Origin of the sequence: Kosakonia sp. MUSA4, assembly GCF_013085925.1 — a bacterium.
Lineage (GTDB): Bacteria > Pseudomonadota > Gammaproteobacteria > Enterobacterales > Enterobacteriaceae > Kosakonia > Kosakonia sacchari_B.
The window spans coordinates 1,541,632-1,554,205 of the sequence record NZ_CP025697.1 but is presented as its reverse complement, the minus strand read 5'-3'; the positions used below and the strand labels follow the sequence as shown (position 1 = coordinate 1,554,205).

Below are 12,574 nucleotides of genomic sequence, written 5' to 3'. Positions count from 1 at the left end.
TATGAGTACCGCTAAACTGGTTAAAACGAAAGCGTCTAATCTGCTTTATACCCGCAACGATGTATCGGATAGCGATAAAAAAGCGACCATTGAGTTGTTGAATCGCCAGGTGATCCAGTTCATTGACCTGTCGCTGATTACCAAACAGGCCCACTGGAATATGCGCGGTGCTAACTTCATTGCCGTACATGAAATGCTGGATCAGTTCCGTACTGCATTGACCGACCATCTTGATACGATGGCGGAACGTGCTGTACAGCTGGGCGGAGTGGCACTGGGCACCACGCAGGTGATCAACAGCAAAACCCCGCTGAAAAGCTACCCGCTGGACATCCACAGCGTTCAGGATCACCTGAAAGAGCTGGCCGATCGTTATGCCATCGTGGCGAATGACGTGCGTAAAGCGATTAGTGAAGCGAAAGACGAAGATACCGCAGATATCTTCACCGCGGCGTCCCGCGATCTGGATAAATTCCTGTGGTTCATCGAATCCAATATCGAATAATCCATAAGCTTTATCAATGACCCCTTCGCCTCCCGCGAAGGGGTTTGCACTTTCATGGTGCGTTGCTTTTCCCTTTTCACTGCCTAAAGTTTCCTCTACGTTATTATCCCGTCACAAAATTGTTAATAACCGATTGTTTTACACCCACGTTCTGCGCTAAAAAAGAGCAAAATCCGCCACGCTATTTTTATGCACCAAAGTTGCGCACCAAAATAGTGCGAAACGGTATCGCTGCTACACTTATTGTGCAACCGGTTAAAGCATCGCCTTTACAAAACAATAGGTTGTAAACATGGCATGATTTTTTCATACTGCGTTCATTCTCGCAGGGGATCGCTCCCCGGATACAAAAGGAAAAACTATGAAGTCTGTACTGAAATTTTCCCTGGCTGCACTCGCTCTCGCCTTTGCTGTTTCCTCTCAGGCTGCTGATAAAAAACTGGTGGTTGCCACCGACACCGCATTCGTTCCTTTCGAATTCAAACAAGGCGACAAATACGTTGGTTTCGACGTGGATCTGTGGGCTGCTATCGCAAAAGAGCTGAAACTGGATTATGAACTGAAGCCGATGGATTTCAGCGGCATCATCCCGGCGCTGCAAACCAAAAACGTCGACCTGGCGCTGGCAGGCATTACGATTACCGAAGAGCGTAAGAAAGCGATCGAGTTCTCTGACGGCTATTACAAAAGCGGTCTGCTGGTGATGGTGAAAGCCAACAATAACGACGTGAAAAGCGTGAAAGATCTGGATGGTAAAGTGGTGGCAGTCAAGGGCGGCACCGGTTCTGTTGATTACGCGAAAGCAAACATCAAAACCAAAGACCTGCGTCAGTTCCCGAACATCGACAATGCTTACATGGAACTGGGCACTGGCCGCGCTGATGCCGTTCTGCACGATACGCCGAACATCCTGTATTTCATTAAAACTGCCGGTAACGGCCAGTTCAAAGCGGTCGGTGAGTCCCTGGAAGCGCAGCAGTATGGTATCGCCTTCCCGAAAGGCAGCGACGACCTGCGTGAAAAAGTGAACGGCGCGCTGAAAACCCTGCGCGAAAACGGCACCTACAACGAAATCTACAAAAAATGGTTCGGTTCTGAGCCTAAATAATTATTAAAAAATAAAGCGTTACTCCTCAGGGGCGATCTTCGCCCCTGATACATTTGTTACAACCACGGTATACAGGAACACATCATGCAGTTTGACTGGAGCGCCATTTGGCCTGCCATTCCGCTTCTGATCGAAGGCGCGAAGATGACGCTGTTGATCTCGGTCCTCGGCCTCGTTGGCGGGTTGATCATTGGTCTGGCAGCGGGTTTCGCACGCACTTTCGGCGGCTGGATTTCCAACCACATCGCACTGGTATTTATCGAAGTTATTCGCGGTACGCCTATCGTCGTACAGGTCATGTTTATCTACTTTGCCCTGCCGATGGCGTTTAACGATCTGCGCATCGATCCTTTCTCGGCCGCCGTCGTTACCATTATGATTAACTCAGGTGCCTATATTGCGGAAATCACCCGTGGTGCAGTGCTTTCTATTCATAAAGGCTTCCGTGAAGCGGGCCTCGCGCTGGGTCTGTCGCGTGGCGAAACCATTCGTCACGTGATCCTGCCATTAGCGCTGCGCCGTATGCTGCCGCCGCTGGGCAACCAGTGGATCATCAGCATCAAAGATACTTCGCTGTTTATTGTTATCGGCGTCGCCGAACTGACCCGCCAGGGCCAGGAAATCATTGCCGGCAACTTCCGCGCGCTGGAGATCTGGAGCGCCGTTGCGGTTGTCTATCTGATCATTACCCTGGTGCTGAGCTTCATTCTGCGTCGTCTTGAAAGAAGGATGAAAATCCTGTGATTGAATTTAAAAACGTCTCCAAGCACTTCGGTCAAACCCAGGTGCTGCACAACATTGATCTGAATATCACTGAAGGTGAAGTGGTGGTTATTATCGGGCCGTCCGGCTCGGGTAAATCGACACTGCTGCGCTGCATTAACAAGCTGGAAGAGATCACCAGCGGCGATCTGATTGTTGATGGCCTGAAAGTCAACGATCCGAAAGTGGATGAACGCCTGATCCGCCAGGAAGCCGGCATGGTTTTCCAGCAGTTCTATCTGTTCCCGCATCTGACGGCGCTGGAAAATGTCATGTTTGGCCCGCTGCGCGTGCGCGGAACCAATAAAGCCGATGCTGAAAAGCTGGCAAGAGATCTGCTGGCGAAAGTTGGGCTGGCTGAACGTGCGCATCACTATCCGTCTGAGCTTTCAGGCGGTCAGCAGCAGCGCGTCGCGATTGCCCGCGCGCTGGCGGTGAAACCGAAGATGATGCTGTTTGATGAGCCCACTTCCGCGCTCGATCCAGAGCTGCGCCACGAAGTGCTGAAAGTGATGCAGGATCTGGCTGAAGAAGGCATGACCATGGTGATCGTTACCCACGAAATCGGCTTCGCCGAGAAAGTGGCGTCGCGCCTGATTTTCATCGACAAAGGCCGCATTGCCGAAGACGGCAATCCGCAACAGTTGATCGAAAATCCACCCAGCCCGCGCTTACAGGAATTTTTACAACACGTTTCCTGATGCGCTTGCGCCCCTCCGCCTGGAGGGGCGTTTTCCCCAGATTGTTCTCATTTCCTGCCCTGCTCCGCCCGGCATCTATACTTATCATTTTGCTGGACTTTCTCACCGGAGGAGCCTATGCCGTGGATATTGCTATTCATCACTCTGCTGTGCGCGCCGCTTCAGGCCGCGACGATACCCGGCATCACCGCACCCGCAGCCAATAACGCATCATCTACCCAAAGCAGTGAACCCAGCGTCGAACAAAAAAAAGCAGCCTATGCGGCGCTGGCAGACGTGCTGGAAAACGATGATTCACGCAAGGAGCTGATTGATCAGTTGCGGAAAGTCGCCACCACGCCGCCGCAGGAGCCAGTTCCGGAGATCACGCCGCCGGAAGTCAAAGAACAGAAAACGGTACTGGAGAATGTCACCGAAGTCAGCGGCTACTACGGCGAAGCGCTGGCCTCCCGCTTTGCCCAACTCTACCGCAATATCACCGGCTCGCCGCACAAAGCCTTCAACCCGCAAACCTTCACGAATGCCGCCAGCCACTTTTTATTACTCGCGGTACTGGTTTTTGCTTTCTGGATACTGGTGCGTCAGTGCGTGATGCCGCTCTACCGCCGGATGGGCAACTGGGGGAGGCGCAAAAACCGCGAACGGCGGAACTGGTTGCAGTTGCCCGCCATGATCATTGGCGCCTTTATTATCGACCTGCTGTTACTGGTGCTGACGCTGTTTATCGGCCAGTTGCTCAGCGCCAGGCTGAATGCGGGCAACAGCACCATCGCTTTCCAGCAAAGCCTGTTCCTCAATGCGTTTGCGCTGATTGAGTTTTTCAAAGCCATTCTGCGGCTGATTTTCTGCCCGCGCATTCCGGAACTGCGCCCGTTTCGTATTGCCGACGGCACCGCTCGCTACTGGCATCTGCGCCTGAGCGCATTGAGCAGCCTGATTGGTTATGGCTTGCTGGTGGCGGTGCCGATTATCTCCAATCAGGTGAATGTGCAGGTCGGCGCACTCGCCAACGTGGTGATTATGCTGTGTATTACCGCCTGGGCGCTCTATCTTATCTTCCACAATAAGCACGAGATCCAGCACAACCTGATTGTGCTTGCCGATCATTCACTGGCCTTCTTTAGCTTGTTTATCCGCGCTTTTGCGCTGATCTGGCACTGGCTCGCCAGCGCCTACTTTGTTGTGCTGTTCTTTTTCTCGCTGTTTGACCCGGGCAATAGCCTGAAATTTATGATGAGCGCGTCGGTTAACAGCCTTGCCATTCTGAGTATTGCGGCCTTCCTCTCCGGCGTGTTGTCGCGCTGGCTGAATAAAACCATCACCCTCTCGCCACAGGTGCAGCGCAACTACCCGGAATTGCAAAAGCGGCTGAACGGCTGGCTGTCGGCGGCGCTAAAAACGGCGCGCATTCTGGTGGTATGCGCCACCATCATGCTGCTGCTGAATGCCTGGCGGCTGTTTGATTTCTGGCACTGGCTCAATTATGGCGCGGGGGAGAAAACCGTTGATATTCTGATCCGCATTGCGCTGATCCTCTTCTTCTCGGCGGTGGGCTGGACGCTGCTGGCGAGCCTGATTGAGAACCGTCTGGCGTCCGATATTCATGGCCGTCCACTGCCAAGCGCGCGCACGCGCACGCTGCTGACGCTGTTCCGCAATGCGCTGGCGGTGGTGATAAGCACCATCACGGTGATGATTGTGCTCTCAGAAATTGGCGTCAATATCGCACCGCTGCTCGCCGGTGCCGGTGCGTTAGGGCTGGCGATCTCGTTCGGTTCACAAACGCTGGTCAAAGATATTATCACCGGGATTTTTATTCAGTTCGAAAATGGGATGAACACCGGCGATCTGGTGACTATCGGGCCGCTAACCGGCACCGTCGAGCGAATGTCGATTCGTTCTGTCGGCGTGCGCCAGGATACAGGTGCGTACCATATTATTCCCTGGTCATCGATTACCACCTTCGCCAACTTTGTCCGCGGTATTGGTTCGGTGGTGGCGAATTATGATGTCGATCGCCATGAAGAGACCGATAAAGCGAATCAGGCGCTGAAGGATGCGGTGGCCGAACTGATGGAACAGGAAGATATTCGCGGGCTGGTGATTGGCGAGCCGTCGTTCGCCGGGCTGGTTGGGCTAACCAATACCGCCTTTACGCTGCGTGTCACCTTCACCACGCTGCCGCTGAAGCAGTGGACAGTCAGGTTTGCTCTCGACACTATGGTGAAAAAACATTTCGATCGCGCGGGCGTTCGCCCACCGGTGCAGACGTATCAAATGCTGCCTGCACCGCAAAGCTCACCGCAACCGGCATCACCGGCCAGCCCGCCGCCGCCAGCAGAACCTACCCTTTAAAGCGGCTCTGCGCCCAGCGTTTACGTTGGGTCTCATCGAGGAAAGTCCAGGCGATAAAGCGACTCTGCTTTTGACCCTGGGCCATCTCTTTTTTCATCACCTTCACCGCACCAGCCTGCGTCAGGGCGCGATACAATTCGGGCAGGTTATCGCCGCGCGAGACCAGCGAGGTGAACCACAGCACCTGGCGGGCGAACTGCTGGCTTTCGGCAATCATCTTGCAAATAAAGGCGACTTCTCCCCCTTCGCACCATAACTCCTGCTGCTGACCACCAAAGTTGGCGGCATCGCTGGCAGCCTGCCCGAGATTACGGCGCTTACGCTCGCTACCCGCCTGCGCGCTCTGCGCCGAGTCGTGAAACGGCGGGTTGCAGAGCGTGGCATCGTACTGCTCATTTTTATGGATAACGCCAGCAAGAATCGCCGACGGATCTTTTTGCCGACGCAGACGAACCGCGCGGCTCAGTCCCGGATTAGCGCTGATAATCGCCTGCGCGCTGGTCAGTGCCGCATCGTTAATTTCGCTGCCGGTAAAACGCCAGCCATATTCATGGTGACCAATCAGCGGATAGATGCAGTTCGCGCCGGTGCCAACATCCAGCACGCTGGACTGCGCAGGGATCTGCCCTTCGTTGCTCTCTGCCAGCACATCAGCCAGATGGTGGAGATAATCGGCGCGTCCTGGCACCGGCGGGGTGAGAAAACCATCAGGGATATCCCACTCACGCACATCATAGAAATGCGCCAGCAGCGCTTTGTTTAAGGCTTTCACCGCCTGCGGTTCGGCGAAATCAATAGTCGCCTCGCCTTTTGGGTTCGCGGTGATAAAGTCGCGCAATGACGGATTCGCGACGCACAATGCGTCAAGATCGTAGCGGCTGTGATGACGATTACGCGGGTGCAAACCCGGCTTCTGGGCATTCATGGCTTTCTCCTGTTAGCAGCGGCGTAAGATACCCGTTGACGTTGGCCGGGTAAATAAGTGAGGCTGAAGAAACTTGTCTGACAACCAGGAAACGCTATGTATTTTTATGAACCGGCGAAAGGCCACGGCCTGCCGCACGATCCGCTGAACGCGATTATTGGCCCGCGCCCTATCGGCTGGATTGCCTCGCTGGATGGCAAAGGCCAGCGAAATCTTGCGCCGTACAGTTTCTTTAACTGTTTCAATTATCGCCCGCCGATTATCGGTTTCGCCAGCAGCGGCTGGAAAGATAGCGTACGCAATATCACTGAAACCAAAGAGTTTGTCTGGAACCTGACGACCCGCGATTTAGCGGTGCGGATGAATGAAACCTCCGCGTCGCTGCCCCACGGCGAAGATGAGTTTACCCGTGCAGGCCTGACGCCCGTTGCCGGTCGTATCGTCAGCGCGCCGCGCGTGGCGGAAAGCCCGGTCAATTTCGAGTGTCGTCTCTCCCAATGTATTCAACTGACCGCCGCCGACGGCAGCGCCCTCGATAGCTGGCTGGTGCTGGGCGAAGTGGTCGCGGTACACATTGATGAATCGCTGCTGGAAAACGGTATTTATCAGACTGCGAAAGCGCAACCTGTGCTGCGCGCGGGCGGCCCGTCTGCCTACTACGGGATCAGTGAAGCACAGCGCTTTGATTTGATCCGCCCGGATAACCGCTAACCCCGTTTACCTGGGGTAGCCCGCTGGAGACCCGGCGCCAGCGGGCGTTTGCTATAATTACCTATTGCAAAACTAAGGAGGCGATCATGGCTTCAGGCTGGGCAAATGACGGTGCAGTACAGCAGCAGATCGACAGTACCATTGACGATGCCGTGGCGCGCGCCCGCCGTGATTTACCCCACGGCGAAAGTCTGCTGATCTGCGAAGAGTGTGGCGAACCGATTCCGGAAGCGCGTCGTAAAGCGATCCCAGGGGTGCGTTTATGCGTCACCTGCCAGCAGGAGAAAGATTTACATAACTCTACATTTTCAGGATATAATCGCAGAGGCTCTAAGGATAGCCAGCTACGTTGACCGTTCCTGACGTTTGTAACCAGCGCAAGCGGTTGCCTTTACATCCACAAAATCCCGCTGTGAAAGTAGCAAAATGTGCCGCAAAATTGCCCGCTGCGCTGACCTGCTGACAGACGTCCTTTTTTCTTGCGTAAAATCCTTTCAAATCAAACAGCTATATCTTGTTCAATTTTTTAGAATAAGGTCGTCAATTCTCTTCGATTTTATCTCTTGTGAAAAACCGTGATACTTATCACATCGACGGAACAACGTCCCCAACACAGAATAACCTGCGAGAAATTGACTATGAAAACCATTAAATATGCTGTTGCTGCTATCGCGCTTTCTACCCTCTCTTTCGGTGCCTTTGCTGCCCAGTCCGTGACTGCCGCACAGGCCGAAAGCCTGGACAAAATCGGTGTTGTTTCTGCTCACGGCGCAACCACACTGGACGGTCTGGAAGCCAAACTGGCTGCCAAAGCGCAGGCTGCTGGCGCCAGCGGCTACAGCATCATCTCTGCTGCCGGCAATAACAAACTGAGCGGCACCGCGGTTATCTACAAATAACCCAACCGAAGTTGTACCCCCCGGCAAATTAACCCTCTGCCGGGATGCTCCACCCTCATTGACCCTGTTGTTACCCTGTTTTTGCCCGTCCTGGATTGTGACGGGCTTTTTTTTGCTTAAAAACTTTGCGCTACCCGCGCCAGCCCTTCTTCCAGCGTCGCACTTTCTCCGGTTGCCACCAGGCAACAGGCCAGCTGAATTTTTAATGACTCCGGTATCGCTTCGCGCCCGGCAATACAGTGTTCGATCCAGCGTGCCGTACTCTCGGCATCCTTTGCCACGCCCTCCAGCGCGACCTGCTCAGCAGCATCGTTGCGCGCAAAAAGGATCCGCTCGCCTGCCGCATCAATCAGGTTGATCTGCGGGCAGCGCTGCGGGTTCGCATATACTTCCCCTTCCGTCCCCGCCATCAGCAGCGCACGGCCACCGATGTCGGCGAAAAATTTCCCCACCCGCGTAAGGTATTCGGGATGAGAAACGCTGGATAAACGCAGCGCCGCGTCGGTTTTAAACGGGGTGACCAGCTTCGCCAGCGTGTGAGCACTGTTGCGCACGCCCATGCGCCAGCGCATCGCCAGTTGTTTTTCCAGCGGCGGACAGAGCGCGTGCACCGGCATAAAGACCGGATGATGACTTTCCAGCTTCGCCTGCGCCTGCCCGGCATGCAACGTTGGTTCAATACCCAACAGGGTGAAAATACTTTCGCTGATCACGCGTGTGGGATCGGCGCTGACACCGTGCACCAGCACCGGGAAACCGAGTTTATTCAGCAGAATAGCCAACAGTGGCGTGAGATTAGGCTGTTTGCGCGCGCCGTTATAGCTGGGAATAACAATCGGCATCGGTTTAGCCACCGGCGGCGTCAGCGCCAGCGTGTGCTGCTGCATCGCCTCGTAGAAGCCGCGCATTTCCGCCTCGCCTTCACCTTTAATGCGCAGCGCAATCAGAATGCCGCCCATCTCCAGATCCGGCACGTCGCCGTTCAGCATCTGCGCATAGAGACCACGCGCGGTGTCAATATCCAGATCCCGGGCGTGGTTCTTTCCGCGACCAATCTCTTTGATAACTTTACGGTAATCCATGACAGTTCCTCACATGCTCACATCATTAACGGCGCCTGCGGCGCTTTTGTTCTGGTTTTTTCACCGGTTTCTTCACTATAACGTCCGGCATTGCCGGTTGGGAAATAGGAAACACCGGCAGCGCATCAAGCAGACGTTTTCCGTAGCTTTTGGTCAGCAGGCGCTTATCGTAAATCACCACTTCGCCGCGACAGCCGTGGCTGCGGATAAGCCTGCCGACCTGCTGGATAAGATTAAACGAGGCGCTGGGCAAACTCTGTACTTCAAACGGATAACGGTTGAGGCTCTTCAGCCATTCGCCTTCGGTGATCACCACCGGGCTATCAATCGGCGGAAAGGCGATTTTATGAATATGTACCTGTGTCAGATAATCGCCTTTTAGATCAAGCCCTTCGGCGAAGGATTGCAGGCCTACCAGCACGCTGCGCTCGCCCGCGTCGATCCGTTTACGGTGCAGTTCCACCAGCCGGTAGCGCGGCTGATCGCCCTGCACCAATAGCAGCAGGCGTAAATCCGTCACGTAACTTAAAAACAGCTGCATCGCGCGCTGGCTGGCGAACAGCACCAGCATGCCAGGATGGGCTTTACTTTCCACCTGCTCACGAAACCAGGTCGCCATTTCGGCGATATGCTGCTCTTCATTTTCAATCAGCGGTTCGTAGCGCATTTGCGGGATAACAATCTTCCCCTGCTCGACGTGATTGAAAGGCGAATCCAGCGAGACAAAGCGGTCGCCCGCTTTCTCTTTCAGGCCGCTCATCTCTTGCAGGCGATTAAAACTGTTCAGCGATCGCAGCGTGGCGGAGGTGATAACAATATGCGGCACGCTGCGCCACAGCAGCTTCTCCAGTTGATCGCTGACGCGAATGCCCACGCAGTGGAACAGCAGATGCAACTGCCCTTCACGCACTTCGCGCGTCGCCCATTTCGATACCGGCGCGCCGGAAGCCTGCACCATCGAGGCCAGCCGCCAGAGTTTGCTCTGGCTTTCAAACATGCCAAGCGCACGGTTCATTTGCAGGATAACCCGGTGCAAACGCACAATGTCGTGGCTGCCGGTCTTTTCGCTTAAATCGTTGAGGAACAGCTCCGCCAGCCCGCGTAGCATTTCTGTTAGCTTCGCCAGCCGCTGACAAATCGCCATCACCTCATCCGGCAGCTCGCCCATAGCAAAGCGGTATTCGGCTTCTTGACCGGCAGGAAGATAGAGGTTGAGCATGTTATTCAGTGATGAAATCAGCCCGAACAGCTCTTCGCAGTGGGCGTTGAGCCGCTCCGGCGTCGCCAGCGGCGGCAGGGTTTTCGGCCGGAACTGCTCCAGACATGTCGCCACCAGCCGGGTAAATAAGTCGAGCTGTAGTTGATACCAGGACGCCGTTATTTCGGCGCTCATCTCCAGCGCATCGCGCGCCACATCCGGCAGATGATGGCCTTCATCCAGCACCAGCAGCAGGTTTTTCGGCTCCGGTAAGACGGCTTCGCTCTCCAGCGCCGCCATCACCAGCGCGTGGTTCGCCACCACCACTTCCGCTTCCTGAATTTCACGCCGCGCAACGAAGAACGGGCATTCCCGATAGTAGTGGCAGTTGCGGTTCAGGCAACTGGCTTTATCGGTGCTGAGGCGACGCCATAAATCATCGCTGATGGCTTTATCGGTGTGATCGCGCAGACCGTCCCATTTATAGCTGTCGAGATCGGCTTTCAGCGTCGCGCACTGCTTCTGTTCCTCTTTGCTGCCCGGCGTCAGCTCATCATCAAGGAACGCCAGCAGATCCTGCTGGTCCGGTTCGCTGCTGGCCAGCGCGGCCAGATTGCGCGGGCAGACATAGCGCCCACGGCCAAACGCTGCGGTAAAACGTAAATCGGGAATAATTTTGCGCAGCAGCGGCAGATCTTTACTGTAGATCTGATCCTGCAACGCCACGTTGGCGGTACTGACCACCAGCGTTTTTTGCTCTTCGCGGGCAATAGCAATGCCCGGAATTAAATAAGAGAGCGTTTTCCCGACGCCGGTCGGCGCTTCGATCGCCAGATGCCGGCCCTCTTCACCCGCCAGCGTTTTCGCGACATCAGCAATCATCTGCCGCTGCGGCGCACGGGGAATAAAGTCCGGGATCTGTTGTTGCAACGCCTTATACCAGGCGGCGATCTGCGCTTTTAGCGCGGCGGTAAGAGCCATGAAGAGACCTGAAATACTGTATAAACAGCCACTATTGTGGCATTTTTAGCGCCCGCTGGGTAACCCTTTTTGCCATTCTGGAAGCGGCCGCGGAAACCCATTTCCCGCCTCTGCAATACAGGATATTTTTCGCCGGGCGGATCACAAATTAGCAGATCCATTCATAAGTACTCTATATAGCGCGTTGATCATTTAGCAGGGCAATGCTAGTTTTTAGCTGCATTACGCTTGTTACCGAATATCGGGCAAAACCTAAATGCAGAGAACAAGGACAGATGATGTCCGTTGCTGTATTTACGTTTTGCCCGTTTTTGTTTGCAGGAGTTAGCGATGCTGGTCAAACAAATCTTAAATAATAACGTGGTCAGCGCCATCGACGATCGTGGCTTTGAGGTTATTCTGACCGGGCGAGGGCTGGGTTTTAATACGCAGAACGGCGCCAGCGTTAACGAGCAAGCCATCGAAAAAATATTCCATTTGCAGGATTCGCAGGTCTCGGCCCGGTTTAAAGATCTGATTAGCGAAGTGCCTGTCGAAATAGTGCAACTGACCGCCGACATTGTCACGCTGGCCCGCAGCCAGTTATCGCACAAATTAAGCGAAGGCCTGTACGTCACGCTCGCCGACCATCTCCATTTCGCGCTGCAACGCAATGAAAAACATGAGCCATTGCCGAATCCGCTGGAGTGGGAAGTGCGCCATTTTTATACCGCTGAATATGCCCTTGGTCGCCAGGCGATTGGTATGGTGATGGCACGTACCGGGCAATTATTACCTGACAGCGAAGCGTGCAGTATTGCGCTACATATAGTGAATGCCGGGCTGAACGACAGCATGGGAAAAACCACGCAAATCACGCGGCTTATTTATCAATTACAGAATATCGTTAAATACTTTTTTAGCCTGCCGCTCGACGAGCACAGCCTGAATTACCAACGTTTCATTACCCATTTAAAATTTTTCGCCCAGCGGGTGATTGATGGGGTGGTGTTAAATAATGACGATGAAGAGTTATTTGCCATGGTACAGCGCCGCTATCAGACCACCCTGAAATGCGTCGATGCCATCAATGAGTTTGTCGGCAAAAATTATCACCACACCATGAGCAACTCGGAAAAGCTCTATCTGACCGTGCATATCGAAAACGTCGTGCAGCGGGAAGAACCCAATTAGTTTATATAAATCATTCGCGTAGCCGCAACCAACAAAGCGGCAGCCCGAAGGATAGTGTTTAGATTCCGTCCAGGCTTGTTACTGTTCAATCAGGCAAACCCCAGAGGAAACAAGGTATCGGCGTAAAGCCGGTGATTGTGGATGATGCCGGCAATGCGGGCGTCAGTCTGGAGG

The 12,574-nt window shown here is 54.3% G+C and carries 12 protein-coding genes; 9 read left to right on the top strand and 3 right to left on the bottom strand.

What is annotated here, in order from left to right; all coding sequences use genetic code 11:
• Position 1 precedes the first annotated feature (1 nt).
• From dps to ybiO, 5 genes are all read left to right on the top strand, one after another.
• The gene (dps, locus tag C0557_RS07435) at positions 2-505 is read left to right on the top strand and encodes a DNA starvation/stationary phase protection protein Dps (RefSeq protein ID WP_007374000.1); all 504 of its coding nucleotides are present in this window, start codon (positions 2-4) and stop codon (positions 503-505) included.
• Positions 506-866: 361 nt separating this feature from the next.
• Positions 867-1,613, top strand: a complete 747-nt coding sequence (glnH, locus tag C0557_RS07430; RefSeq protein WP_074775417.1) for a glutamine ABC transporter substrate-binding protein GlnH — start codon at positions 867-869, stop codon at positions 1,611-1,613.
• Positions 1,614-1,697: 84 nt separating this feature from the next.
• A complete protein-coding gene (glnP, locus tag C0557_RS07425; protein ID WP_074775415.1) occupies positions 1,698-2,357 on the top strand; it encodes a glutamine ABC transporter permease GlnP in 660 nt (219 codons plus the stop codon).
• Positions 2,354-3,076: a glutamine ABC transporter ATP-binding protein GlnQ gene (glnQ, locus tag C0557_RS07420; protein ID WP_007373996.1), complete on the top strand. Its 723-nt coding sequence runs from the start codon at positions 2,354-2,356 to the stop codon at positions 3,074-3,076. The genes glnP and glnQ overlap by 4 nt, the downstream gene beginning before the upstream one ends.
• Positions 3,077-3,193: 117 nt before the next feature.
• Entirely contained in the window at positions 3,194-5,431 is a 2,238-nt protein-coding gene (gene ybiO, locus C0557_RS07415) for a mechanosensitive channel protein (protein ID WP_208658013.1), read from the top strand.
• Here the strand turns inward: ybiO and rlmF are convergent.
• Positions 5,421-6,356: a 23S rRNA (adenine(1618)-N(6))-methyltransferase RlmF gene (gene rlmF, locus C0557_RS07410; protein WP_208658012.1), complete on the bottom strand. Its 936-nt coding sequence runs from the start codon at positions 6,354-6,356 to the stop codon at positions 5,421-5,423. The genes ybiO and rlmF overlap by 11 nt on opposite strands.
• A 96-nt stretch (positions 6,357-6,452) precedes the next feature.
• On the opposite strand from rlmF, the gene C0557_RS07405 reads away from it, so the two are divergent.
• The 3 genes from C0557_RS07405 (at position 6,453) to ybiJ (ending at position 7,966) form a co-directional block, all read left to right on the top strand.
• On the top strand, positions 6,453-7,067 hold the full coding sequence (locus C0557_RS07405) for a flavin reductase family protein (protein ID WP_208658011.1): 615 nt from the start codon (positions 6,453-6,455) through the stop codon (positions 7,065-7,067).
• A gap of 86 nt (positions 7,068-7,153) precedes the next feature.
• Positions 7,154-7,420 (top strand): DksA/TraR family C4-type zinc finger protein, encoded by a 267-nt coding sequence (locus C0557_RS07400; protein WP_208658010.1) that lies wholly within the window; start codon positions 7,154-7,156, stop codon positions 7,418-7,420.
• Positions 7,421-7,705: 285 nt separating this feature from the next.
• Positions 7,706-7,966, top strand: a complete 261-nt coding sequence (gene ybiJ / locus C0557_RS07395; protein ID WP_007373990.1) for a DUF1471 family protein YbiJ — start codon at positions 7,706-7,708, stop codon at positions 7,964-7,966.
• A 116-nt stretch (positions 7,967-8,082) separates the two neighbouring features.
• Here the strand turns inward: ybiJ and ybiB are convergent, their stop codons facing one another.
• Positions 8,083-9,048, bottom strand: coding sequence for a DNA-binding protein YbiB (gene ybiB, locus C0557_RS07390; protein WP_208658009.1), 966 nt, complete (start codon positions 9,046-9,048; stop codon positions 8,083-8,085).
• A 25-nt stretch (positions 9,049-9,073) separates the two neighbouring features.
• Positions 9,074-11,227: an ATP-dependent DNA helicase DinG gene (gene dinG, locus C0557_RS07385; RefSeq protein ID WP_208658008.1), complete on the bottom strand. Its 2,154-nt coding sequence runs from the start codon at positions 11,225-11,227 to the stop codon at positions 9,074-9,076.
• 330 nt (positions 11,228-11,557) lie between these two features.
• Between dinG and licT the strand changes: the two genes are divergently transcribed.
• Entirely contained in the window at positions 11,558-12,400 is an 843-nt protein-coding gene (licT, locus tag C0557_RS07380; RefSeq protein ID WP_208658007.1) for a BglG family transcription antiterminator LicT, read from the top strand.
• The last annotated feature ends 174 nt before the right edge of the window (positions 12,401-12,574 follow it).

Excerpts from the sequence above, each read along its gene's own strand:
- ybiJ (WP_007373990.1), top strand. The coding sequence starts at position 7,706 with ATGAAAACCATTAAATATGCTGTTGCTGCTATCGCGCTTTCTACCCTC.
- ybiO (WP_208658013.1), top strand. The coding sequence starts at position 3,194 with ATGCCGTGGATATTGCTATTCATCACTCTGCTGTGCGCGCCGCTTCAG.
- dps (WP_007374000.1), top strand. The coding sequence starts at position 2 with ATGAGTACCGCTAAACTGGTTAAAACGAAAGCGTCTAATCTGCTTTAT.
- C0557_RS07405 (WP_208658011.1), top strand. The coding sequence starts at position 6,453 with ATGTATTTTTATGAACCGGCGAAAGGCCACGGCCTGCCGCACGATCCG.
- glnP (WP_074775415.1), top strand. The coding sequence starts at position 1,698 with ATGCAGTTTGACTGGAGCGCCATTTGGCCTGCCATTCCGCTTCTGATC.
- glnH (WP_074775417.1), top strand. The coding sequence starts at position 867 with ATGAAGTCTGTACTGAAATTTTCCCTGGCTGCACTCGCTCTCGCCTTT.
- dinG (WP_208658008.1), bottom strand. The coding sequence starts at position 11,227 with ATGGCTCTTACCGCCGCGCTAAAAGCGCAGATCGCCGCCTGGTATAAG.
- ybiB (WP_208658009.1), bottom strand. The coding sequence starts at position 9,048 with ATGGATTACCGTAAAGTTATCAAAGAGATTGGTCGCGGAAAGAACCAC.
- rlmF (WP_208658012.1), bottom strand. The coding sequence starts at position 6,356 with ATGAATGCCCAGAAGCCGGGTTTGCACCCGCGTAATCGTCATCACAGC.
- licT (WP_208658007.1), top strand. The coding sequence starts at position 11,558 with ATGCTGGTCAAACAAATCTTAAATAATAACGTGGTCAGCGCCATCGAC.
- C0557_RS07400 (WP_208658010.1), top strand. The coding sequence starts at position 7,154 with ATGGCTTCAGGCTGGGCAAATGACGGTGCAGTACAGCAGCAGATCGAC.